This is a genomic window from Phycisphaerales bacterium (genome assembly GCA_016716475.1).
In the GTDB taxonomy this organism is placed as follows: domain Bacteria; phylum Planctomycetota; class Phycisphaerae; order UBA1845; family Fen-1342; genus JADJWG01.
Map to the genome: position 1 here is coordinate 1,426,018 of JADJWG010000001.1, position 24,038 is coordinate 1,450,055.

Consider the following 24,038-nt stretch of genomic DNA (forward strand, 5'->3'; position numbering starts at 1 on the left):
CGATTATTCACCAGAAACTTGGCGATCCACCCCGGGCGTGCGGACACCCGGCAGCCGATACCATGTGCTCGGCACCCCCACTCAGGAGGTACGGTGTGTTGAATTGGATCGGCGCAGCGACGCGCGGGCACACAGGCGCAGCGTTTCTCGGAGTCCTTACCTTCGCACTGACCGTCGCTCCGGTCGGCTGTACTCTTGAGTGGCCATTGATTCCGGGCGACGGCCGCACCACTGTCGGCCTGTTCCTGAACACTGATACCGCCGGCGAACCCCTTGCGGCTGGTCGGGTGGTAAACGGCGACGCGTTCTTCGTATACGGATCACGCACGAGCGCCGGTGGAATTGGGGAAGTCGATGCCATCCTGATCCGGACAGCCGCGGGTCAAGCCGAGATCCACTTTGAATTCGGGCGCCCCGTACGACTGCTCGCTGCGGACGGCAGTTCGGTACGAATCACCTACGCGGAAGCGGAACCGCTGCGCCTGACGGCCTCGGCAGACGTGTTTGACGCGGTCTCCGGCAGCACGGAGACCTTCGCCCTGCAGATTGATCTCACGCGCACGGCCGCGGAGGTGGCCGCCGCGATCGAACGGCAGACCGGCATTTCCATTCCACTACCGGATGTAAGCAGCGGGGTCGCGAAACTGCTGGATCGGAGTCAGGGTGCCGCACTGGCGGTGCTGTTGCTCGTGCCGATCATCGTGCTGAACAGCGTGCTCGTCACGGTACTCGGGCAGGTGTTGAACTCGATGTGGACGGTGGTTTCGACGGCGTTCCGCGCGGTGCTGCTGGTGGCCTTCTCACCATTCATACTGTTCACGGCCTTGCTGGGCCAGGTGGTGACGAACCTGGCCCAACGACCTTTGCTGGAAATCTTCATCGAGTTGCCATCGCGACCCGCGCAGTCGCAGGCGCGCTCAGCACCCGCCGTGCGACAGCGACGCCCGATTGCAGCGCACCTTCCATGTACCCGATGAACTTGTAGCAGACATGCTCGCCCGCGAAATGCACCGGCCCCAAGCCCGCGTGCAGGATCGGCCCTTGCAAGGTGACCTGGCCCGGCGCCGGGAACGAGTAGCCCGCCCGGGTCCAAGGATCGGATGGCCAGTCCATGAAGCGCGCTGTCTGTCGCTCGGCCGTGAAGCCGGGATACACTCGTTCCAACTCCTGGGCGTATCGCACGTCGCGTGTGTCCGTCGGAAATCGACGGCACGCCTCGGCCGCGGCACCGCCCGAAAACGAAACCAGCACGGCCGGACCGGCGGGTCGGGACTGACCGGCGGTGCCTTCCCATGTCCAGCTAACCGGCCCGTCACCGAAGCTCCACGGTGACAGGCCCGCAGCGCTCCAAAACGGCCGTGCCACCGCCGCGAGATACTTCACCGCGACACCCATCTGTGGACGCAACTGGGCCGGCAGAGCGGGCTCAAACCGAATGCGGTCCCAGACACTCGGGGGCACCGCGACGACGACAGCGTCCGCGGTGAGGCACTCGCCCGAAGCCGCTTCCACGACAACTCCGCGGTCGTCACTGCGAACCGCTGCGACCGGACACTCCAACCGCAGGTGCTCTTCGCCGAGCGCGGCACGCAGCCGGTGCGCAAGCTGTTGGTTGCCCCCGCGGCACCGGAACGCCTCGCTTTCGGTCCAGTATTTCTCCAGCCCGCCGCCTCGGATGCAAGCAAGCAGACCAAGCAGACTCTGCCGCACCAGGGGTACGGTGTTGTCGGCTTCGAGTTGCACCTCAAACGCGCGGCGGCACAAAGGCGAAATATCGCGCTGCGCCGCGAGCCACTCGGCCACACTCTGCTGGTCCAACCGCGCTGCGTCCGTGCTCAACCAGGGACGGTCGGCGTCGATGGGCCGGGCCAGATCCGTAAGCCGACCCAAGACCGTCTCGAGCTCTTCAAAGACGGCATCCACTTCTGCCGCCGTGAGCCGCCGACCGTTGAGGGTGACCGAAAACTCCAGTTCGTCCTCCTCCACCGCGAGAAAGTCGAGACCGAAGCGATCGGCATAATCGAGCCACTGCGGATGGTTCGCGCCAATCAGCTCGGCACCGCCCTCGGCCGTTTTCCCCGGAACCAGGTCGCCGAAGCTGAGCACGCGGCCACCAACACGCCGGCGGGCTTCGAGGACGACAACCTCACAACCCGCCTGCCGCAGCTCGTAAGCGGCGGCCAGACCAGCGAATCCGGCGCCGATGATAATGATGCGGCGATCGGCGCTGCCCGGCTGGGCGGCTGGCCCGCGCGGCGGCACGGTACACCCGGGCAGGCGGCCCAGCAGGACCGTGGCCGAAACAGCCCCGGCTCCAGCGAGGAAGTCCCGGCGGGACAGGCGCTGGGAGGCATTGCGCCGCTGCCACCAGCGCGCAAACAAAGAAACTGCCATGTGTCCGACTCCTACGTCAACATCCGACCGCCGCTGAGAGTCACCGTGTTGCGAATCTGTATCGCACGGGCCGGAGTCCCGCCACTCCCCGACAGAATTCATGCAAGACCTTGATAAATGGACCTATTGATGCGATAATGAACATATACGCATGAACGAATTGACCCTCCATCCGATCGAGCGCTACCAAGCCCGGGCCCAGGTTGCCAAGGCCTTGGCGCACCCCACTCGCCTATTAATCTTGGATGCGCTCAGCCAGCGCGAGTGCTGCGTATGCGAGCTCACCGCGTGGCTGCATGTCGATCAGTCCACAGTTTCGAAGCACCTTGCGGTCTTGCGCAACGCCGGCATCGTGGCCGATCGCAAAGAGGGGACCATGACCTTTTATCGACTTAAAATCTGCTGCCTGCAGGGATTATGGGAATGTATCGAGAACGTGTTGAAGGACAACTTGCGGACCCAGCAGGCCGCGATCAGCGCCTGACCGTCCAGTTCGTCTCCTTTTTTAGCTCCATCCATGGCCTTTTTGCCATGAAGACGTGGAGCTCAAGTGCCCGGACGACTGCCATTTTCCTGCTGATGCTGACGGTCTTTCTGCTGGCTTTTTTTCTGCCTTTTGCCCAGCTCCCAACGACTGGTGCCCTTCCATCCGCGTCGCGCGAAGCACTCCTGATGCTGCAGGACTACGCCCAGCATCACGTCATCCTCTGTCTCATCCCCGCGCTGTTCATTGCCGGCGCCATCGCATGCTTCGTCTCGCAGGCCGCGGTGATTAAGTACTTCGGCGCCAGGGCACACAAGGCCGTCGCCTACTCGGTAGCCGCGGTCTCGGGGACTATCCTGGCGGCCTGTTCATGCACGATCCTGCCGTTGTTCGCAGGGATCTACAAGCGTGGGGCGGGTCTTGGACCGGCCACGGCGTTCCTGTATTCCGGACCAGCGATCAACGTACTGGCGATCATCCTGACGGCGCGCGTCCTGGGGTGGGAGTTGGGGCTGGCACGCGCCATCGGGGCGGTCGTGTTCGCCGTCGCGATCGGCCTCGCGATGCATCTGATCTATCGCAAGGAGGAGGCCGCACGCTCAAGCGCAGGCAAACTCGCCCTGCCGGACGATGAGAAAGGCCGGTCGCTCGGACTGACGGCACTCTATTTCGCAGCGCTGATCGGTGTGCTGGTCTTCGCCAACTGGGCTCGACCAAGCGAGTACACCTTCACCACGATCGCCGGGGACAAAATCCAAGCGGTCGTGGTGGCAGTGCCAGAGCCGGGTACGGACCACGCACCACACTGGCGACTGACCTTGACGGCGGGAGCGACTGTGGGCGAGGAATTGCTCCTGCCGCAGCGTGAGGTGGCTAGTTTCACACCGGTTCCCAGTGTGATGGCGACGCTCTGGCGGGTGAAGTGGGTACTGACGGGGCTGTGCCTGCTCGGGGTGGTCGTGATGAATGCCCTCTGGTTTACGCGCACCGAACTGCATGAGTGGTTCGCGAGCACGTGGTCGTTCGCGAAGCTGATTCTGCCGCTGCTGTTCGTGGGCGTGCTGGTAGCGGGACTGCTGCTGGGGCGGCCCGGGCATCCGGCGTTGATCCCCGAGAGCTGGATCGCCGGACTGCTGGGCGGTAATGGCCTGGGTGCCAATCTGTTCGCTGCGGTGGCCGGTGCCCTCATGTATTTCGCCACACTGACCGAAGTGCCGATCATCGAGGGGCTGCTGGGGGCAGGCATGGGGCGCGGACCGGCGCTCGCGCTGTTACTCGCGGGACCGGCGTTATCGCTGCCGAACATGCTCGTCATCCGCTCGGTCATGGGAACGCAGAAGACCGTCGTTTACGTCGTCCTGGTCGTGGTGCTCTCCACGACGGCTGGACTGATCTATGGTTCGTACGCTGCCTGAGGAGCACACCGACATGAAAATCGTAGTCCTTGGAACCGGTTGTCCGAAGTGCCACGCGCTGGCCGACGCTGCGAAGAAGGTCGCCGACCAATTGGGGATCGCCTACACGCTCGAGCGCGTAACTGATATCGGCAAGATCACCGATTACGGCGTCATGATGACGCCCGCACTCGTGATCGACGGCAAGGTGAAAGTCGTCGGCAAGGTGCCGAGCGAGTCGGAGTTAAGCCAGCTACTACAGAAGTCCTGAGACCACGCGGGTGCTCGGGTAGAGCACCGTGTCGCACAGTCAAGCAAGAGGACAATCCAATGGTATCGAGCGGTTGCCAGGGGCAGGAAGCCGAAGTGTTGGCCTTCACTTGCGCCGGCGCCGCCTACAGCGGGCAGATCGCCAATCGCGTCGGCGTGCTTCTGGCGCAGGAAGGTGTCGCGAGGTTGTTCTGCACCGCGGCTGTCGCTGCACGGATACCCGATAAGCTGCAACGCGCCGGTGCCGCGGCCGGTCGTATCGTCATTGATGGCTGCGATGCGCACTGTGCGCGGAAAGTGCTCGAAGCCGCTGACCTTCCCGTCGATCTGCACGTCGATGTCACGGCACTCGGCCTCGAGAAGCAGCCGGAGAATCCCCATTTTGTACTCCACACCCGGCGCGTCGCGGATCATGCGAGGACTACGCTCTCCGCATCAGCAAGTAAGCAGTGAGTGGTGCCTTACGAATGGGATCGCGCGGGGCGGGAAGAGGCAATGAATACAGCAAGCACAGGAGCTAGGAGCATGAACGTGAAGGGCATCATCAGTATGGTTCTCGTCGCCTTTGTGGCGGTCAGCGTCGCGTACATGGCATTTCAGGAAACAAGCGCTGCGCCTCAACCACAGGCCCCAGAGGGGAATCCCGCAGCAGCCGTGGCCACCGGTCATTCAGGGAGCAGCCCTTCAGAGGCTGCTGAAGCGGGCGGTGACGCGGGCGCTACAGAGGTGGCGGCACCCAGCAGCAAGGTCATCGCCTACTACCTGCACTGGACGATGCGTTGTCGCACGTGCCTGACGATTGAGAGGCAGGCGGAGGAAGCGCTGCGCACAGCATTCCCGGATGCGTTTGCCGACGGTACGCTCGAATGGCGCGCGGTGGACGTGCAGGAGCCGGCCAACGCGCAGCTCGCCCAGAAATACGAGCTCGTCACCAGTTCGCTCATCCTGGTCCACTTCCGTGACGGGGTCGAGGACGCCTGGGTCAACCTGGAGAAGGTCTGGCAGCTTGTGAGCGACGCCGAGTCTTTCGGCACTTACGTCGTGGCCGAGACGCGCCACTACCTGGAGTCCTGAGGCGATGCCCGAATTCCTCGTTGGCGTGGCGGCCGCTGCCTGGATCGGCCTGCTTACCGCGATCAGTCCCTGTCCGTTGGCAACCAACGTGGCCGCCATCTCGTTCATCGGGCGGCGTGTCGCGAGCCCGCGCGCGGCGCTGGTGACCGGCCTGCTCTACACGGTGGGGCGCACGGTCGTTTACATCGGCATCGCCGCGGCGCTGGTGTCGGGCTTGCTGGCGGCGCCGGCGGCGTCCGGCTTCCTCCAGAAGTACATGAACAAGATACTCGGCCCGCTGCTGATCCTGCTGGGCATGTTTCTGCTCGGGTTGATCCACTGGCAGAGCCGCGGGTCCGACCTCGGAGCGCGGCTGGGCACGCGCGTCTCCGGTTGTGGCGTCTGGTCAGGTCTGGCGCTGGGCGTGCTCTTCGCGCTGTCCTTCTGCCCCGCGTCTGCGGCGCTCTACTTCGCCGGACTCGTTCCGCTGGCGATACAACACGAGTCACGCGTGCTGCTGCCGATGGTCTACGGCGTGACCACCGCGTTGCCGGTGGTCGCATTCGCGATTCTGATCGTGTGCAGCGCGAGCGCCATGGCACGCCTGTTCAACCAGATTACGGCGTTTGAGCGCTGGGCGCGCCGCGTGACGGGGGTGCTCTTTATTCTGCTCGGCGCGTATTTCACGCTGGCACATATCTTTCGAGTAATGCCGGCCGGTTGGTGAGCGGAGTGGGTCACAGGGGGCTGCGTCGCAGTGCTCGTGCGAAACACGAAAACAGCACGTTGCCAAGAAAAAAGGCACCTGCTGGGTGTCGCGCGCAACTTCTGTGGCCGCAGACACCAAGCGCGTTCGTGACAGCTAACACACAGGCATTTGACAGGTGTATGCACAGGGCGGCGCTTTGACGCGTCATGCGCGGGCTCCTACGTTTCCGCAGCACCCGTGTGTCACGGGCATCACGGAGAACTTCGCATGGCTTTCGCTTCCGGCGCGGTCACCTGCCGCCGCTTCGCCATTACCGGCCCGTTCCCCGAGTCCTGCGATGACGCGCTGCTGCGCGCTCTGCAGAACCGCACCTTCGGACGCGCGCCGGTACAATCCGACGACACGCAGATGGGCTGGATCGGGCCGGGGCACCTCTTTGAAACCGACCTCGCAGCCGAGCGACTGATCTACGGTGACTACGTTCATCTGGCGCTGCGCGTGGACACCCTGCGGGCACCGGCCGGTGTCGTGCGGGCCTACGTGCAACTCGAAGAGGAAGCACTGCGCACCGCCTCGGGACGCCCCTACCTGAGCAAGGGCGAGCAGCGACAGGCCCGACTCACGGCCCGGGAGCGTGCAACACAGGAAGCCCACAACGGCGACTTCCGCCGCATGCGCAGCTACCCCGTACTGATCGATGTGGCCCATCGCATGGTGTACCTGGGCACCTCAGGGAACAGTGCGGCCGACCGGTTGATGGCGCTGTTCGGTGATACGTGTGGGGCGAGTCTTCAGCCGCTGACACCCGAGGAACTGGCCACGCGCTACGCGCAGCGCGCCGGTCGGGCGCGTGCCCTGGAGGGCGTAACCCCCGGCGTGCTGGTTGAACCGCCGCAGGGCTACGAGGAAAGCGCCGGCGGGTTCCGCGGCGACGTGAATTTCCTGGGCAAGGAGTTTCTGACCTGGCTGTGGGCGCAGGCCGATGCCAATGACGGCCCGGTGCAATTGCGCTCCGGCGACGACGTCACCGTGCTGTTCGACAAGTTGCTACGGATGAAGTGCGACTTCGGGCTCACTGGCGTGGATACCATCGCGGCCGATCAGCCAACCACGCTGCCCGAAGCGCGCGGCGCTGGGGATCGGGAAGCAACCCGTGCGTGCCGGACTGGTGCTCGGCAGCCCTCTGGGCGAGTTCGCGCTGACGCTGACGAGCGATACCTTTGCCATCTCCGGCCTGGTGTTGCCGGAAGACGCGGCCGAACGCGATCCGCGCGTGCGGTTCGAGCAGCGGTTTGAGTCGGTCACCGACGCCGCCACGCTGCTGGATGCTCTTTTTGAGTTGTTCCTGGAGCAGCGGTTGGGGCAGCGCTGGGATCGTGAACTGGAGCGGCTGTCGGCGTGGGCGCGGGGGACCAAGAGCCCGCGGACGCCGAAACTGGTAGGGGCCTAAGCTCGGCTGCGTACGCCAACGCAGGCGGTGTACAGCCCGCCGGCCCCTGTGAGCCGGGGGCGGTTGGGCACGGGTCAGACGAAGCGGGCCGCGGGCCTTTCCTGACTAGTCACCTTCAGCCGCGCTCTCTTCGCGGTCGCGCTGAGCGCGGATCTGCTCCCATTCCTCCATCGACACGACGACTTCGCGCGCCTGACTGCCCTTGTACTCGCCGACGATGCCGGACTCGTACATCTGGTCGATCAGGCGTGACGCCCGGCCATAGCCGATCGTCAGCTTGCGCTGAAGTAAGCTTACCGAGCCGCGGCCGGCCTCGATGATGAGTGTGACGGCCTCGTCGAACAGGTCGTCGCGCTCGGTGGCACTGCCCGCGCCGCCGCCGCCGGCCGATGGAATCCGGACAAGTTCCGGGTCGAAGCGCGGCCCCCCCTGTCCCTTGCAGTGCTTGACCACCGCCCGCAGTTCATCGTCGTCGACGAAGGTGCCCTGTGAGCGCACGAGCTTCGAGCTGCCCGGCGGCAAGAACAACATGTCACCCTGGCCCAGCAGCAGTTCCCCACCGTTCTGATCGAGTACGATCCGCGAGTCGAGGCGCGACGATACACGGAACGCGATCCGGCAGGGCAGGTTGGACTTGATCAAGCCGGTCACGACGTTGGCCTGTGGCCGTTGTGTCGACACAATCAGGTGAATGCCGACGGCGCGGCTTTTTTGGGCGATGCGGCAGAGGTAGAACTCGACTTCTTTCGGCGACATCATCATCAGGTCGGCGAGCTCGTCGATCATGATGACCATGTAGGGCAGCTTGACGGGGATCTTCGCGAGTTCGGTTTCATCCTCGATCCCCAGCCGTTCCTTCAGGCCGGCCGGTCCCAGGCGGTTGTAAGACTTGATGTCCTTCACGCCGGCCTCGGCCAGCAGCGCGTAGCGCTCATCCATTTTCGTCGCGGCCCACTCCAGGATGCCTTCGGCCTTGCTCACCTCGGTGACGATCGGGCACATCAGGTGCGGCACGTCTTTGTAGATCGACAACTCGACCACCTTCGGGTCGACGAGGATAAGCTGCACCTGCGCCGGTGTACGCGTCATCAGGATCGACATGATCAGACTGGTGACGCAGACACTTTTACCCGACCCGGTCGTGCCCGCGATGAGCAGGTGCGGCATGCGCGTCAGGTCGGCGAGCAACGGCTGCCCCGCGGGGTCCTTCCCGAGAAACAGCGGGATTTCGCACTGCTCCAGCCGCGCGCCCGACAGCTCCATCACCTCGCGCAGCCGCACCTTCTCCTTGTCGAGGTTGGGGACCTCGATGCCGATCGTATTGCGGCCTGGCAGCGGTGCCACCACGCGCACCGCGGGAGCTTTGAGTGCGCGGGCCATATCGTTCGAAAGCGACTGGATCTGGCTGACCTTGATGCCCGGTGCGAGCTTGAGCTCGAAGACCGTGATGACCGGGCCGGTCTGGATGGAAACCACCTCGACCTCCAGCCGGAACTCATTCAACGTCTGCTCGAGGACGAAGGCCTTTTCACGGCAGCTTTGCTCGATCAGCGAGCGATCCAGCGGGATCGGACGCTCGAGCAGCGCCATCGCCGGCAGGTGGTAATCACTGTCATCCGCGGTGCGGCGCTCCGGCAAGGGCTTGGACCGCGGCACCGCTACAGGTCGCAGGTCCTTCACACCGACGGGCTCGCGGATGCGCGGAGCAGGCGGCGCGGCCGGGACATCGTCTTCCTCCTCCTCTCCGTCCGTCGCTTCCTCGACCTCCTCCTCGGACTCTTCGTCGACGACTTCCTCATCCGTCTCTTCGAATTCTTCTTCTTCCTCCGCCAGCGCGGCCGGATCGTCTTCTTCGTCTGCCTCCTCCGGTTCGGGCACAGCCGCGGGACGGCGGCCATGGGGTGGCTCCACGGTGGCGTGGTCGCGACGCGACGGGGATGGTCCGGCCGCATCTCCGCGGCCTCTCTGCACGTTCTTGAGCACGCGAACCCCGGCCGGACGAACATGGGTGCGGGGCGCATCTTCGCGGGTGGTCAGGGTATGCGCCACGGTCTGCACCACGGCCGCCCCGGCGCCCGCCACCGCGGTGCCGCCCCGGACAAGGACCGGCCCGGACTGGGTGCCGGCCCAGCGCAGGCCTCGCAGCACAGCCATCACGAGGTTGTCAGCGGCCAACAGCAGCCCGACGAGGAGTACGAGTGCCAGAATGAGTACCGTGCCAAACTGATCGAGATAGGGTAGCAACAAGCCAGCGGTCGCCTGGCCCAGGATCCCGCCGGGGCCGTCGAGCGTCCAGCGATCCGTCGGCGTGAGGAACACCCGACCGAGTGCCGCCGAGGACGCCAGCACAAGCAGCGTTCCGAAAAATCGTAGCCAGAGGTCGTTGAGTCGTCCCGGACGGCCGGCGGCAAGCACCGCACCGTGCAGCAGTGCCATCATCGGGTAGGCCGCAACCCCGAAAAGCTCGAAGGCGTGATAGGCCAGCCAGGCGCCCAACGGACCGCAGAGGTTCCGTACGTCGGTCGAATGCTGCCAGATCACGGTGGCCGGCGGATCGGCCACATGAAAACTGAGGAGGCAGGCCCAGCCGAAGAGGCAGACCAGCCACCCCAGCGCCACGAGGCAGAACCTCAACGCCGCCGAGCGCTCATCCGTGCGCAATGTGGTCGCCATCCGTGTACTGCTCCCGCACCCGCGCCGGGCGCGTTCCGCACTATATCGCAATCCGCAGCCGAATTCGATAATCTACGCGGCGTCGGCCCACGCGGGGTGTTAACCCTGCCCGACGGAATCCCCGGCCCCGCTCCGTACGGCGCTGGGTCGGCCCGCGAACCGAGCAGTGCGCATGGCCTACGGCAATCCCGTGCTTCGCCAGATCGAATCTCTCGGAGCGGCCATCGTGGGTATGCTCGAGCGGCTCGGGCGGTTCTGGGTCTTCAGTCTCTTCGCGATGTCGTTCATCGTGGAGGAGCTGCTGTCGGTCCGGGGCTGGCGCCGGCTGCTCCCGCAGGCCTATCAGATCGGGACACGCTCTGCCCCGGTCGTGATGCTGACGGGGATGTTCATCGGCATGGTGCTGACCGTGCAGGGCTGGGCCCAGTTCGATGCCGCCGGCATGACCGACCGCCTTGGCGCGATCATCATCATCTCCATGTGTTCCGAGCTGGGGCCGGTGCTGGCGGGTGTGATGCTCGCCGGACGTGCGGGTGGGGCTCTCACGGCCGAACTGGGTACGATGAACGTCACCGAGCAGTTGCTGGCCCTGCGGTCCATGGGCGCCGATCCAGTCCGCTATCTCGTAACGCCGCGTTTCATCGCTTGCGTGGTCCTCGCCCCCTTGCTGACTTGCTACGCCAACCTGGTCGGGACCCTGGGCGCGTATGGTGTCTATTTGTTCTATGGCGGCGATGCGAGCGCGTTCTGGTACTTTGCGCGGCAGACGGTCGAGCTGTGGGACGTCCATACCGGGCTCTTCAAGTCGCTCTTCTTCGGCGGGGCGATCGGTCTGCTCAGTTGCTACAACGGCTTTCACTGCGCGCCGGGCGCAGAAGGCGTCGGCCGCGCCTGCACACGAAGCTTCGTCAGCAGCTTCATCCTGATCCTGCTGCTGGACCTGTTCCTCGGGGTGCTGCTGAACGGGCTCTATAACCGTTGGTACGGCTTCCGGTCGCTGATCTGACGCCGCAGCGGGGGGAGTCCCCTTGCCCGCGGCCAACCGTCGGCCGTATCGTTCCCGCTTCACACTGCCAAAGGATCACCCCCTATGAACCCCGCTCCGCTGCGCGTCGCGCTCATCGGTACCGGCGGCATCGGCCGCTATCACCTGCGCCTCTGGCACGAGCTGGCCGAAGTCTCGTGCGTGGGTGTGTACGATCTGCAGGCCTCCGCGGCCGAGGCGGCGGCGCGCCAGTGGGAAATCCCCACGGTATTTCCTACGCTCGCGGACGCCGTGGGAGATGAGCGCGTCGAGGCCGTCGTCGTGGCCACACCGAACATGTTTCACCGGGAGGCGGTGGTGGCGGCCCTGCGTGCCGGTCGGCACGTGCTTTGTGAGAAGCCGCTTGCAGTCACGCCGGTGGATATCGCGGCGATGATCGCCGCGCGCGACGCCAGCGGCAAGCTGCTGATGACTGCCCAGCACATGCGATTCGAGCACCGCACGCAGGCCCTGCGTCGGCTGCTCGCCACCGGGCAGGTCGGGCCGGTGTACTACAGCCGCGCCTGGTGGCTGCGCCGGCGACGCGCCCCCAGTACGCCGGGTTTCCTGAAGAAAGCCCAGGCCGGGCGCGGCCCCGGCATGGACCTGGGCGTCCATGTGCTCGACCTGGCACTGCACCTGCTCGACTTTCCCCGGCCGGTCACCGTGAGTGGCATTTCCGTCCGGCACCTCGCGGAGCACGCTGGCCAGGAAAACGAGTGGGGTGCCTACGATCCGGCCGACTTCGAGGTCGAGGAGTTCGCCGCCGGGCTGGTCCGCTTCGCCGACGGGGCGGCACTCGCGCTCGAAGTGAGCTGGCTGCTCAACATGCTCGAAAAGGAGCTGTGGGGCGTGTGGCTCTACGGCACAGCCGGCGGCGTGCAGTGGCCCGACCTGCGACTTTCCCGCACGGCCGGCAATCTGCTGCTCGACAGCCAGGTGGCGAACGAGCTCGGACATGACGGCCATAAGAACGAGATGCTCGCGTTCGCAGCGGCGATACGCAGCGGTGGGCCGTCACCGGTGCCGGCGGAGCAGAGTCTGATCGTAGCGCGGGTGCTGGAGGCGCTGTACACATCCGCCGAAACGGGGCGCGAAGTCGTGCTGGCACCGTAGTGGGCCCACGCCAGCCGTCCGTGGGAGGATTCCCGGTGTCGCCTCCGACCTTGATACGTCTGCTGTTGAGCCCGGTGGTTGACCTCTGTGCGCCGGGCCGCGCGGCCCAACTCGTGACGACCGCGGAGCGGCGCACCTATCTCTGCTACGTGGCGTGCTCGTGGCTCGGCATCGTCGTCGGACTGCTTTTGCTGGACACGCTGAACGTCATGTACCTGCGTGATTTCCTGCTGGAACCGCAGTACTGGCCCAAGGCACTGGACCGCCTGCACATGTGGCTGGCGAACGAGCTTGATGGGAGTGGCACCGGCCCCGAAGCGATCCTTGAGGCCATCCTCGAAGTCGGCCTCTGCGCGCTGGCTGTGGCCATGTGCGTGTGCGGCTACGCGTGGTTCAACCTGCCCCTGCTGCACCGCACTGGACCTCTGGGGCCGGCATTTCGGCGGGGCTTGCGGCTGTCGTGGTCGGCGGCATGGACCGTGCTGCTGCTTCAGATGCTTGCAGGTGTGGTGCTCTTCACTGTCGACCTGCTGATCTATGGGGCCTTCGCTGCATACCGCGCAGGGCAGCCGAACTGGTCGTGGCACTGGAGCCAAAGCGTTTACCTGCTCCTCGAAACTCCGTTCGCAGCGGCAGCGCTCGCGACCGCCATCGCGTGGGGCCGTCGGGCGGTGCATGCCGTCGTTCCGCCTCCTCCAGACCTCGCAGAGCGGCCGCCTCATTGCGAGTATTGTGGTTATCTCCTGGTGGGGAGAACGCTCGCCGAGCGCTGCTCAGAGTGCGGCCGCGAGGTCGCGGATTCCCTTTTGCCCGACCGGTCTCGCCGCAGGCACCCGGCACTGACGGTGCTCACGAGCCACGCCCCACTGTACCAGCGGCACGCCGCGTGGTGGCGGCTGGCGTTCCTGATCCTGCGTGCGCCGCGCTTGTTCTACGGACAGCTACCGCTGCGCAGCGCGAACGATCCCTCGCAAACATTCGCCGCCTGGAGCTACGGTCTGCTCGCGTTGCACGCGCTGTCCCTGGGCATCGCAGGAGTGGCACTGTTTGTAGTGCTCTCGCAGAGTCCGTTTACCCTGTTGTCGGATGTCATCCTCTTGCTGGTCAACGTGCTCAATCTGGCCGTTGCCCTGCCGATCGTCGGATGGCTTGTGCATCGGGCACTGGCGGCATCGTGTTTCCTGATTTGGCACCGCTGGCAAGCGATACCGGACAGCGGGTGGTTGGCGCGCGCCATGGGGTACGAGACGGTGTGGCCACACCTGCTGCTGCTCTTGTCGGTTTTGTTGCTTCTCGGTGCGTTTGGATCGAGCTGGGCGCTCCCCGCGGTCCATCCCCTGCTCCTGATCGCGTACCCATTGATCCTGGGCGTGCTGATCAGCGCCCTGTGGCTGGCGGTGTGGGGTGTGCGCTACGAGCTGATCCGCCGTGCGATCCGGTGGGGAAACACCTGAGCAGTACGAGTTCACCGTAAGCGAGCCCGCACAGTTCCGGGTCTCGCTCCGCACGCTCCGGCCGCCGGTAGCGCCCACCGACGCGCTGCCGAACCCCGCGTGCCGTGCCGGTCTACCCCAGCGCTTCGACCACCTCTTCACTCGGCGCGAACCCACGGCGCAGCGTATTCTCCGTCACGGTGCGCGGCACAGCGTACTGCAACAGGTAGTCCGGGCCGCCCGCCTTCGTGCCAAGCCCCGACATCTTGAACCCACCGTAGGGCTGCAAGTCCACGCGCGAGCCGGTGATCGGCCGGTTGATGTACAGGTTTCCGCACTCGCACTCCGACCGGACGCGCTCCAGGTTGGCCGGGCTGCGCGAGAAGATTCCACCCGTCAGCGCATACGCCGTTCCATTGAAGACGCGCAGCGCCTCGTCGAAGTCCGCCACGCGAATGACGGCCACCACCGGACCGAGCAGCTCTTCCTGTGCCAGCGGCGCATCCGGCGGCACATCCGCGAAGATGTGCGGGCCGACATAATAGCCGCCGGTCTCCGCAACCAGGCGTTCCACGTCGACCGCCAGTACACAACGGGCCACCTGCTGCGCCTGGGCAATCGCCGCCAGCAGCGTGGCACGCGCTGCCTTGTCGATCACCGGCGGTATCGCGGTGGTCGGCTCGTCCGCGGGGCCCACGGCCTTCGACCGCGCCGCCTCGACCAGCCGCTCTACAAAGCGGTCGTAGATCGACTCCAGCACGATGACCCGCGATGCGGCCGAGCACTTCTGCCCCGCGTAGCTCAGCGCGCTCGCCAGCACGCCTTTCACCGCTTCGTCGAGGTCTGCGTTACCGTCGACAATCACCGCGTTCTTTCCGCCCAGGTCCAGAATCACCTTCTTCAGCCCCGGCCGCCGTGTCGGGGCCCCGGCCGCCGTGCGATAAAGTTCCTCACCCACCGCGCGTGACCCGGTAAACGCCACCACGTCCACGCCCGGGTGCTGCACCAGCGCGGCGCCGACCTCCGCGCCCGAACCCGCGACCAGGTTCACGACACCCGCCGGCAGGCCCGCAGCCGCCAGCACCTCCACAAACTTGGCGGCACAGCCGACCGCCGCGCTCGCCGGCTTCAACACCACGGTATTACCCATCACCACGGCAGCCACTGTCATGTTCGCGAGCAGCGCCAACGGGAAGTTCCACGGACTGAGCACCGCGACGACGCCACGCGGGGCGTAGAAATACTCGTTTGTCTCACCCTCGATGTCACGCCGTCGCGGGAACTCGGCGAAACGCTCGGCTTCGCGCGCATAATAGTTGCAGTAGTCAATCGCTTCACAGACGTCCGCGTCCGCCTCGCGCCATGTCTTGCCGCATTCGAATGCCAGCAGTGCGGCCAACTCGAACCGCCGCACGTCGAGGCTTTCCGCGGCGCGCCGCAGTACGGCGGCACGTGTGAACGGCGTCTCGCGGCGCCAGGCGCTCCAGGCGGCCTCAGCCGCGGCAACGGCCCGGTCCACGGCTTCGGCATCGGCGACGGCGTAGCGCACGACAACTTCATTCGGCCGGGCAGGGTTCACCGAGGTGCCCCAGTTCCCGGTGGTTGCCGCGGCACCACCAATGACCAGGGGCACTTCGCGGCCGAGCTCGGCGCGCACCTGGGCCAGGTCCGCCTGCATTTTCTGGCGTGTGGCGAGCAGGGCGAAGTCGCTGTTCGGCACATTCTCGAATGGATCCATCAACGGCTCCTCAAACTCATACCGAATGACGACGGCCGGCTCGGGGGGCGGGGTGGCCGCGCCCGTCACCAGCGGATTCTCCAGCAGTTCGCCTTCGTTCGCGTCATCGCCGGACTGGCGCAGGAACGACTCGTTGGCGGTGTTCTCCAGCAGGCGGCGGATCAGGTAGGCCATGCCTGAGAGCATGTTGCCGTAGGGCGTGTAGATGCGGGCGCGCTGGCCCATCTGGATCGCGGCGTACTTGATCGGGTCGCCCATGCCATAGAGCATCTGAAGCTCGAACGCCCACCCTGGTACGCCAAGCGCCTCCCGCAGCGCCATGGCGTGGGCCAGACTCCGCACATTGTGGCTCGCGAACGCCGCATGCGTATCGCGGTAGTTTTCGAGCAGGCGGCGCGACATGCGTTCATAGCACGCGTCCGACTGCCACTTCTGCTCCCAGACGGGGACGGGCCAGCCACGCTGCGCGGCCCAGACGGTTTCCGAGTCCCAGTACGCGCCCTTCACCAGGCGCACCCACAGCGGGGTGCCGCGCGCCTGGGCGTAGCGGATCGTCCGCTCCACGTCCGCATCGCCGTCGCGCAGGTACGCCTGCAGCACGATGCCGAAGTGCGGGTAGTCGCGAAACTCCGGCTCGAGGAACAACTCCTCGCACAGCTCCAGCGTGAGATCCTTGATCGCGTAGTGCTCCATGTCGATGTGGACATGGACACGCTGCTCCATCGCGCGCCTCAGCAGGGGCCGCAGCAGTTCCTTCGCCCGCGCCTTGCAGGCCTCGGGCGCGATCGGATCAAAACCCGGGTACAGAGAGGTCAGCTTCACCGACACATTCACCCGCGGCAGTGCCACGCCGTCCGCCTCATCCACCGCCGGCACGCCGGGCCACTCAGCCGCATGCTGCGGCAAATTGCCGATCAACTCCTCGTAGGTCTCGTGGTAGGCGTGTGCTTCGGTGGCGGAGAGCGCCGCCTCACCCAGCACGTCGATCGTGAAGGCCATCTGGCGGTCACGCATCCAGCGGATCGTCCGCACGGCCTCGTGGATGTTGGAACCGGCAATGAACGAGCCCGCCATCCATCCCGCCCCCCGCTGGGCAACGGCCGCCATCAGTCGGGCCCACGGGGTATTCAGCCGGCGGAAGTTCAGCAACCGGGAGACCAGCTCCACCAAGGCGCGACCGGCGGGCGGCGGGGCCAGTTCGCGCAAGTCGGCGCCCCCGTCAGCATGGTGATGCCCGTGGACATGGGTCCCGTGTCCGGCGTGTTCGTGCGGCGGGAGGACGAAGTACTCGCGGAGGTGGCGGGCCACCTCCTCGGAGGTCTTCATCATGGGGAGGACGTCGATGAAGCGGAAGGCCTGGACCTTGAACCATTCGTCCTGCATGCAGATCTTGAGCATCTGCTCCTGCCACCAGGCGAACTGGAAGCAGTGCGGCGCGGCGGCGCGCATGCGTTCGAACATCTCAAAGCCGAGCTTTTGCGTGAGCGATTCGACTTGCGGAGCATCGAGCGAGGCGGTCATCCGGCACCCATGAAACCGTTCAGCCGACGCACAGAACCCCCAGCAACGACGTTGCGGACCGCCCGCACCCGCCGATGCCAGTATCCTACCCAGCGGTCCGAAATTCGGCAACGGGCGGACCGCACAGGATCCTAAACAACCGGGCTGACGGCGGCGGGCATCGTATCCTAACCCCAGCAGGCCCTTCGCGCTTATGCTTCCGTCGGCGGCCCGCTTCCGGTGCCGCGCATTCCATGCAAGGAGCACCGCATGTTCACGCGTATGGTCTGGGTCTTCGCAGGATTATTCCTCCTGAATGCGGGTTGCACCACGGCGATCCGCGCGACCGCTGATTTCGAACAGCACGTCCCTTGGGCGCCCTACCAGCAAGTCGTCGTGTCCAGTCACAATGGCGCCATCGACGTTCGCATTGGCGACCGTAAGGATGTCCGTATTTCCGGGACCAAGCAGGTCAGCGGTCCAACACTTTCGGCCGCCACCGCCGACCTTGAGCGCGTCGTGATCCACACGGCGGCCGCCAGTGACGAACCGGGCACGCTGAGGGTGGAGCTGCGCTTTCCTCCCGAACTAGCGAGTCGCGGGGTCGGCGCGCAACTCAAGATCGAAGTGCCGGTCCCCTGTGCCGCCCGCGTGACTACCGGGAATGGACCCATCACGGTTCGCGGGCTCGTCGGGTCCGTGTACCTCGACACGAGTAACGGTGCCATCGTGGCCACGGCGATTGACGGGCCGCTGACAGCCGCCACCTCAAACGGCGGCATCGTGCTGGAAGGCGTGACCGAAGGCGCCGAGGCGCGCACGAGCAACGGGAACATCCGGGCGCGAAAGATTCGCGGGCCCGTGGCATTGGCGACGACCAATGGCAGTATTGATTTCGGCGCCGACACGGCCAGCACGGGGAGCATCGCGCTGCACACCACCAACGGTGGTATCCGGGCCGCGCTGCCGGTTGGTTTTGCCGCTGATTTCGATTTGCAGACAAGCAACGGCAGCGTCGACGTGCGCATTGCGGGCGCCACGATGGAGGAAGCAGCGCGCCGCCGAATGGCTCTGCGTGGCAAGCTTAACGGCGGCGGGGTACCGGTGCTGATGCGCTCGTCCAACGGTTCGATCTTGGTGACGGAACGCTGAGGGGACAACGTATGGCGGATGCTGAGAACCGCGCGGGCCGCGCCGGACGCCCGACGCCGCTGTGGTGGTTGCTGGTCAGCCCGCTGGTCAACCTTTTCCGGCCGCGCGCTGCGGCCCGGGCGGTGTTGGCGACACCCACACCGGCACTGGTGGCCTTCTACCTGGTCACGGTCCCGACACTGATCGCGTCGGCCGGCTTTGCCGCTCTCGTCGCGCCGCGCATCATCGACCTGTATTGGGACTTCTCGAGTGCGCGTGTGCTGGAGATGTTCACGATCGATGGACCGCTGGCCGTGCTGGCCGCAACCCATGTAAACGGTGCTGTTACCGCTCTGCACCTGGTTCTGGCGCTGGCATTAGGCGCCGCGCTGGCCGCCACATTCGCTTTCGCGTGGCTGCACCAGCCGTTGTTGCATAGTCGTGGTCCCATGCTACCCACCTGGCGCCGCGCCGTGGCACTCGCAACCGTGTGCGCGTGGCCCGCCAGCGTGCTGCTGCTGCTATTGCCGGTGGGCTTGCTCGTACTTCTTCTGCCGCTTGCCTACCTGAACCAAGAATTCCCCCGGTTCTTCTTCGATCCGGGGATCTGCCTGCCTTTTCTGCTGGCCGTCTTCGGAGTGGTATTCCTCGTCTGGACCCGCCGGGCCACCACCGCCGCCGCACCGCCGCCCCCGGATCTGTCCGACTTGCCGCCGCGCTGTGAGGGCTGCGGCTATCAATTGTACAACCCCAATCTTGACGCACTCTGCACCGAGTGCGGTCGGCTGATTCGCACCTCGCTGGTTGCGACCGAGGTGCGCCCCGGGCTGGTGCATTTCGGTGTGACAGCTTCCGCGGCAACCCGCCTGGGTCTGCGAACGTGGTGGCGCCTGTTGCGGCCGATTGTCATTTCGCCGCAGCGCTTTTACGCGCGGCTGCCGCTGCGGACCGGCGACGACGCAGCCGAGCGTTTTGCCCGCTGGACGTATCCGCTGCTCTGGCTGCACGGCGCCGGCTGGCTGGGCCTCGCGACGCTGATCGCGGTGGTTAATGAAGGCGGCTTGCCCAATACAAGCGATATTCCCACGTTCATTGCAGTGTTCTTGACGGCGCTAACCATCCTCACGCTGCTGGCTTGGCTACTGCACCGTACGCTGGGCGCACTGATCTTTACGGCCTGGCACCTCGCCAGGGCTCTGCCCGATGCCCGCTGGCTGGCGCGCTGCATGGCGTACGAGACCGCCTGGCTGCATGTCTGGCCTCTGATGGTCGGCCCCGGCCTGCTTTTACTGGTGGTGTTCGGCGACCCATTGGAGGCCAGCGGACTGATCCCCTTCGAGTTCCTGCTGCTTGCGAACTTCGGGGGACTGTCGCTGCTGTGGCTGGCGGGTGCAACGTTGCGGTACGAGCGGATTCGACAGGCGATTCGGTGGAGCAACTATTGAGTTCGGTCCACGCTTGCTGCGGGGACAGGGGAACTCGGCCCGCGCACCACATGTTCCAACTACGACCAAAGTGCTGCATGCTTGACACAAAGGTCCGAATGTCGTAGATTCCGTGGAACTCCGCGGTGGGTGCGGGGCTTGACTTGGTGCTCCCGCGTGCGGGATTACTGCGCAATTCGTGTGGATCGTGACGCGGGGGCTGCAGGGAGTGATGCATGCCGGCCGCCGAAGCCATGCCCAGCACCGTCCGCGCCGGGGTGCGCAAGCTCCTGTCGCTTTGCAACAATGTCGTCAGTCTATTCGGGCTGTTCATCGTCGCTTTGTCGGCCACCACGCTGGTGGCGTTCGCCCTGCTGGCGCTAACCTCGGGAACTGCGAACCCCTACCTCAACGTGATCGGTTACCTCGTGGTGCCGGGCGTGTTCCTGTTCGGCCTGGTGATCGTGCCGATCGGGGCCCTGTGGAAGCAATACCGGGTGCACCGCGCCCAGGGCCAGCCGTTGCCGCGCCACCTGCACCTTGATCTCACCGACCGGCCGACTCTCGGCGCGCTGCTGGTCTTCATGCTGCTGACGTTCTTCGTGGTGCTGCCGCTGATTGTCGGCTCCAATTACCAGGCCTACCGCTATTCCGAAACCACGGCCTTCTGCGCGACGGCTTGCCACACCGTCATGGAGCCGCAGGGGACGGCCCATGCGACTTCCCCCCACGCACGCGTGACTTGCGCCGAGTGTCACATCGGCGAAGGCGCCGGTTGGTTCGTCAAGTCCAAGCTTTCCGGCGCGCGGCAGGTCTTTGCGGTTGCGTTCGACACGTTTTCGCGACCGATTCCACCGGCGATCACGGAACTGCGACCCGCCCGTGACACCTGTGAACACTGCCACTGGCCGGATAAATTCCACGGCTCCAAATTGAAGGAGGTTGTCCACTTCGCACCGGATGAGCAGAACACGCGGCGGGCGGTGCGCATGCTGCTGAAGATCGGCGGTGCGGACGAATCGATCGGCCGCGTCGAAGGCATTCACATGCACATGATGGTCGCGGGGCGTATCGATTACGTCGCTCTCGATGAGCACCTGCAGGAAATCCCCTGGGTGCGGCACGTGACCGCGGACGGCGCCGAGACGATCTACCGATCTGACGGGCTGGCGCATACGGCGCCGCCGCCGACCGGCATCGCCCGCACGATCGACTGCATGGACTGCCACAATCGCGGCGCGCATCATTTCCGCCCACCCGTTTCGGCTGTGGACCTGCAACTCGAGGCCGGCCGGATCGACGCGACACTGCCCTACATCAAGCGCGAAGCAGTGGCGGCGTTGGTGGGGGACTACCCGGACGTCGCGACAGCGGAGGCGGAGATCGGGCGGCGGCTCACGGCGTTCTACGAGGAGCACTACCCGGAACTGCTCACAACACGGGCGGAGGCCGTGGCACAGGCGATCGCGGCAACCCGGGACGCCTACCGACGCAACTTCTTCCCGGCGATGAAGGTGGATTGGCGCACCTACCCGGAGAACGTGGGTCACATGTTCTCAGCGGGCTGTTTCCGCTGTCATGACGGGCGGCATGTCGACGCCGTGGGGCGAGCGATTTCTTCCGACTGCATCACCTGCCACACTTTCCTGAACCCGGTACCGGATCAGCCGGGACTCTTGCTCGAAGGCGCCTTCCAGCACTCGATGAGTCTGGAAATGCACCAGAATCTGCGCTGCGAGCAGTGCCACCTGGGGGGGCCACTGCTGCTGTGCCGCGACTGTCACTCTTCGTTACGCGGACTTGACGCGTGGTATGACGAAGGTCGCCTGCGCCCAACACACTGAGCGCCGGACCGCGGTCAGGACGTGCGTCATTCATCCGGCAAACAGAAATAGACCGCCCGCCAGCCGGCTTGCAGTGCCGTTTCGTGCTCGACTTCAGCGGGCAACAGGAGTGTGTCGCCGCGGCCGCAGGTCCGGGGGCAACCGGCGATCGTCACCCGCATGCAACCGGCGAGCACACAACACCATTGTGCGCCGTGCCGATGCGGGGGGATCACCACGTCACGGTCGGCCTGCATGAAAAGCGTGACGATGCCGGCACCGACGAGTTGCCAGCCGCGCAGGCCCGCCACGGCGGTGTCCACCGGCGGCAGCGCTCGTACAAAATCCGGAAAGGCGGCGTCCATCACTGGGGCCTGTTATGCCGGTATCCAGGCGAGGTCGAGGATCGTGTTCGTGGGCCGCTGCGTGTTGAAGACCGCCCGAACCGGCAGGCCGATCTCCGGTCGGCCCTCCTTGAGCCAACTCATTAACCTGGTGCAGACGCCGTCCAGTTCCACGCTGATCAGCGGGGTCTCGGGTGGCAGGCGGAATAGCTCGCCGGGGTACAGGACGATACTCCAGGTATAGATCCGACCGACAGTCGGCGCTGCGATCCACTCCATCTCATGCCAGCAGTCGGGACACTCGCATCGCGGCGGCAGCCACAGGCGCTGCTCCATGCACTGCGTGTTCGGGCAGCGCGTCGCGAGCAGTTGCCCCTGTTGCAGGCCCCGGAAGAACCGACCCCAGCCACCGTACGTGTGGAAGTGCTCCCAGGTCTTGGGATTCCGGACACCCAGCGGCTCCTCGTTCCAAACTTTCAATTGCGTGGTGGGCCAGTCGATCGCCATCGCCGCCTTCCTTTCTCGCTTCCGCTGGTCATCACGCGGAGTCGCCCGCCGTGCTACGGTTGCTCCAGGATTGCACATGTCACGTGGCTACCGGTCCCCGCATGGCTGATCGCACAGCCACGTTGCGGGTTCTTGACCTGCAAACTGCGCCAGTCCGCAGGCCGGGATTTGCCGTAACGCTCCCACAGCTGTGGGGTGCCGTGGAACCGGTCGTATTTCCCCTGAAGCTGCCAGAGCAGCTCGACCAGTTGAAAAATCCCGGTCGCACCGACGGCGTGCATCGTGCCGATCAGTCCACCCGAGAGGTTGGTCGGCAGCCGCCCCTCGAAATAGGCATCCCCGGACTCGATGAACTCGCGCCCGCGCCCGTAGGGCCGCAAGCCAATGTCCTCGTACGTCTGCACATCGCTGATCGTGAAGGCATCGTGGGTTTCGAGCAGGTCGAAATCACGCAGCGGGTCGCGGATGCCGGCCATGTGATAGGCGAGGTAGGCCGCCATGCGTGCTGCGAGGAACGAGCTGAACCCGGGCCACGCGTCACGCCGTCCCGTCAAGAAGTCGCGATAAGTCTCCTCGCTCTCGTGCGGCAGGAGCAGGATCGGCATATTGCGGCGGTCGGCGGTACGCAGAGTGTGTGTACCGCCGCAAATCGCACTGAGCCGAATCGGATGTGGGGTAAGACGGTAGGCCGTTTTCTCGTCGGCCAGCAGGAGTACGGCCGCCCCGACACTCATCACGCAGCATTCCAGAAAGGAGAGTGGGTGGGACACCATGCCATTGTCGAGGATGTCCTGCACGGTGTAATGGCCGGGGTTCTGCGAGAACGGCGAACAGCGGGCGTACTCGTGATTCTTGCAGGCAATCTTCGCCAGTGTCTCGCGAGAAACACCGTTCTCGTATTGGTAGCGCTGCGCCATCAGGGCGTAGTAGCTGGCATACATCCAGCCCAGCTCGCTCTCAAAGTCCTTGCACGCCGCACTGGCGATGTAGCTGTTGCCCACCTTGGTCGACACCTCGTCCATGCGCTCCCACCCGACCACGGGTACACAATCCGCGTAACCTGAGGCGATGGCCTGCGCCGCCGCCAGCACAGCGGACCCCCCCGTCGCCCCGCCGGTCTTCACCTCGATGTTGCCGAGCGGATCAAAACCCAGATAGTCGTGTACCTTGGCAGCCGCCAGCAGTTGATCTCCGAAGTGATCCGCAAACTGGGAATAGACGACCCAATTCACACTGCGGCGTACATCCTCGGGAGATACCTTGAGGTCGTTCTCCTCGACGGCCATCCGCAGCGCCTCGGTGCAGAGCTGGCAGGTATTCTTCTCAGGGTATTTTTTGCGGAAGTCCGTCAGCCCCCCCGCCACGAGGAAAACGGGCCGTTCAAACCGCGGAATGCGCAAGTTGCCCGGGCCGAACTTGATCATCGCACACCTTTCGCATGAGGGTGAACAAGCCCGGCCGGATGCCGGGTGAGCAGGGGTTGCGACCGCGGGTAGGCAACGGTCGGACGACGACAGGCCTTCGGACGGAGCGTTGTGACATGATCTGTCTGCTGAGAAGCTTCAAAGTGA

The 24,038-nt window shown here is 65.3% G+C and carries 21 protein-coding genes; 15 read left to right on the top strand and 6 right to left on the bottom strand.

Translation table 11 applies throughout. The features are described from left to right. Window positions 1–95 precede the first annotated feature (95 nt). The gene (locus tag IPM18_05880; protein ID MBK9119116.1) at window positions 96–977 is read left to right on the top strand and encodes a hypothetical protein; all 882 of its coding nucleotides are present in this window, start codon (window positions 96–98) and stop codon (window positions 975–977) included. Here the strand turns inward: IPM18_05880 and IPM18_05885 are convergent. Beyond that, window positions 877–2,394: an FAD-dependent oxidoreductase gene (locus IPM18_05885; GenBank protein ID MBK9119117.1), complete on the bottom strand. Its 1,518-nt coding sequence runs from the start codon at window positions 2,392–2,394 to the stop codon at window positions 877–879. The two genes, IPM18_05880 and IPM18_05885, sit on opposite strands and share 101 nt — an antisense overlap. A gap of 151 nt (window positions 2,395–2,545) precedes the next feature. Between IPM18_05885 and IPM18_05890 the strand changes: the two genes are divergently transcribed. From IPM18_05890 to IPM18_05925, 8 genes are all read left to right on the top strand, one after another. After that, window positions 2,546–2,878 carry a winged helix-turn-helix transcriptional regulator gene (locus IPM18_05890; GenBank protein ID MBK9119118.1) on the top strand — a complete coding sequence of 111 codons (333 nt, stop codon included), beginning with the start codon at window positions 2,546–2,548 and terminating at the stop codon, window positions 2,876–2,878. A gap of 47 nt (window positions 2,879–2,925) precedes the next feature. Beyond that, window positions 2,926–4,293: a permease gene (locus IPM18_05895; protein ID MBK9119119.1), complete on the top strand. Its 1,368-nt coding sequence runs from the start codon at window positions 2,926–2,928 to the stop codon at window positions 4,291–4,293. Between the two features lie 13 nt (window positions 4,294–4,306). Then, complete coding sequence (locus tag IPM18_05900) at window positions 4,307–4,543, top strand: TM0996/MTH895 family glutaredoxin-like protein (protein MBK9119120.1); 237 nt, start codon at window positions 4,307–4,309, stop codon at window positions 4,541–4,543. Between the two features lie 59 nt (window positions 4,544–4,602). After that, on the top strand, window positions 4,603–4,995 hold the full coding sequence (locus tag IPM18_05905; protein MBK9119121.1) for a putative zinc-binding protein: 393 nt from the start codon (window positions 4,603–4,605) through the stop codon (window positions 4,993–4,995). A 72-nt stretch (window positions 4,996–5,067) separates the two neighbouring features. Continuing rightward, the gene (locus IPM18_05910; GenBank protein ID MBK9119122.1) at window positions 5,068–5,616 is read left to right on the top strand and encodes a hypothetical protein; all 549 of its coding nucleotides are present in this window, start codon (window positions 5,068–5,070) and stop codon (window positions 5,614–5,616) included. A 4-nt stretch (window positions 5,617–5,620) separates the two neighbouring features. Beyond that, the gene (locus IPM18_05915) at window positions 5,621–6,322 is read left to right on the top strand and encodes a sulfite exporter TauE/SafE family protein (protein MBK9119123.1); all 702 of its coding nucleotides are present in this window, start codon (window positions 5,621–5,623) and stop codon (window positions 6,320–6,322) included. 249 nt (window positions 6,323–6,571) lie between these two features. Then, window positions 6,572–7,600 (top strand): recombination-associated protein RdgC, encoded by a 1,029-nt coding sequence (gene rdgC / locus IPM18_05920; protein ID MBK9119124.1) that lies wholly within the window; start codon window positions 6,572–6,574, stop codon window positions 7,598–7,600. After that, the gene (locus IPM18_05925) at window positions 7,578–7,754 is read left to right on the top strand and encodes a hypothetical protein (GenBank protein MBK9119125.1); all 177 of its coding nucleotides are present in this window, start codon (window positions 7,578–7,580) and stop codon (window positions 7,752–7,754) included. The genes rdgC and IPM18_05925 overlap by 23 nt, the downstream gene beginning before the upstream one ends. A 105-nt stretch (window positions 7,755–7,859) precedes the next feature. On the opposite strand, the gene IPM18_05930 is transcribed toward IPM18_05925, so the two are convergent. After that, on the bottom strand, window positions 7,860–10,427 hold the full coding sequence (locus tag IPM18_05930; GenBank protein ID MBK9119126.1) for a DNA translocase FtsK 4TM domain-containing protein: 2,568 nt from the start codon (window positions 10,425–10,427) through the stop codon (window positions 7,860–7,862). A 172-nt stretch (window positions 10,428–10,599) separates the two neighbouring features. Between IPM18_05930 and IPM18_05935 the strand changes: the two genes are divergently transcribed. The 3 genes from IPM18_05935 to IPM18_05945 all read left to right on the top strand — a co-directional run bounded on the left by IPM18_05935 (window position 10,600) and on the right by IPM18_05945 (window position 14,021). Beyond that, entirely contained in the window at window positions 10,600–11,433 is an 834-nt protein-coding gene (locus IPM18_05935) for an ABC transporter permease (GenBank protein ID MBK9119127.1), read from the top strand. Window positions 11,434–11,517: 84 nt separating this feature from the next. Beyond that, the gene (locus tag IPM18_05940; protein MBK9119128.1) at window positions 11,518–12,567 is read left to right on the top strand and encodes a Gfo/Idh/MocA family oxidoreductase; all 1,050 of its coding nucleotides are present in this window, start codon (window positions 11,518–11,520) and stop codon (window positions 12,565–12,567) included. Window positions 12,568–12,602: 35 nt separating this feature from the next. After that, on the top strand, window positions 12,603–14,021 hold the full coding sequence (locus IPM18_05945) for a hypothetical protein (protein ID MBK9119129.1): 1,419 nt from the start codon (window positions 12,603–12,605) through the stop codon (window positions 14,019–14,021). A 112-nt stretch (window positions 14,022–14,133) separates the two neighbouring features. Here IPM18_05945 and IPM18_05950 read toward each other — a convergent pair whose 3' ends face one another. Beyond that, window positions 14,134–17,259: a proline dehydrogenase family protein gene (locus IPM18_05950; GenBank protein ID MBK9119130.1), complete on the bottom strand. Its 3,126-nt coding sequence runs from the start codon at window positions 17,257–17,259 to the stop codon at window positions 14,134–14,136. 249 nt (window positions 17,260–17,508) lie between these two features. Between IPM18_05950 and IPM18_05955 the strand changes: the two genes are divergently transcribed. The 3 genes from IPM18_05955 (at window position 17,509) to IPM18_05965 (ending at window position 21,637) form a co-directional block, all read left to right on the top strand. Then, the gene (locus tag IPM18_05955; GenBank protein ID MBK9119131.1) at window positions 17,509–18,390 is read left to right on the top strand and encodes a DUF4097 family beta strand repeat protein; all 882 of its coding nucleotides are present in this window, start codon (window positions 17,509–17,511) and stop codon (window positions 18,388–18,390) included. Between the two features lie 11 nt (window positions 18,391–18,401). Next, entirely contained in the window at window positions 18,402–19,814 is a 1,413-nt protein-coding gene (locus IPM18_05960) for a hypothetical protein (GenBank protein MBK9119132.1), read from the top strand. A gap of 215 nt (window positions 19,815–20,029) precedes the next feature. Continuing rightward, window positions 20,030–21,637 carry a NapC/NirT family cytochrome c gene (locus IPM18_05965; protein ID MBK9119133.1) on the top strand — a complete coding sequence of 536 codons (1,608 nt, stop codon included), beginning with the start codon at window positions 20,030–20,032 and terminating at the stop codon, window positions 21,635–21,637. A 26-nt stretch (window positions 21,638–21,663) separates the two neighbouring features. On the opposite strand, the gene IPM18_05970 is transcribed toward IPM18_05965, so the two are convergent. From IPM18_05970 to IPM18_05980, 3 genes are read right to left on the bottom strand one after another with little or no spacing between them, the layout of a single operon-like run. After that, window positions 21,664–21,981, bottom strand: coding sequence for a cupin domain-containing protein (locus IPM18_05970; GenBank protein MBK9119134.1), 318 nt, complete (start codon window positions 21,979–21,981; stop codon window positions 21,664–21,666). Between the two features lie 12 nt (window positions 21,982–21,993). Further along, the gene (locus IPM18_05975; GenBank protein MBK9119135.1) at window positions 21,994–22,467 is read right to left on the bottom strand and encodes an OB-fold domain-containing protein; all 474 of its coding nucleotides are present in this window, start codon (window positions 22,465–22,467) and stop codon (window positions 21,994–21,996) included. A 53-nt stretch (window positions 22,468–22,520) separates the two neighbouring features. Continuing rightward, complete coding sequence (locus IPM18_05980; protein ID MBK9119136.1) at window positions 22,521–23,891, bottom strand: thiolase domain-containing protein; 1,371 nt, start codon at window positions 23,889–23,891, stop codon at window positions 22,521–22,523. Window positions 23,892–24,038 lie beyond the last annotated feature (147 nt).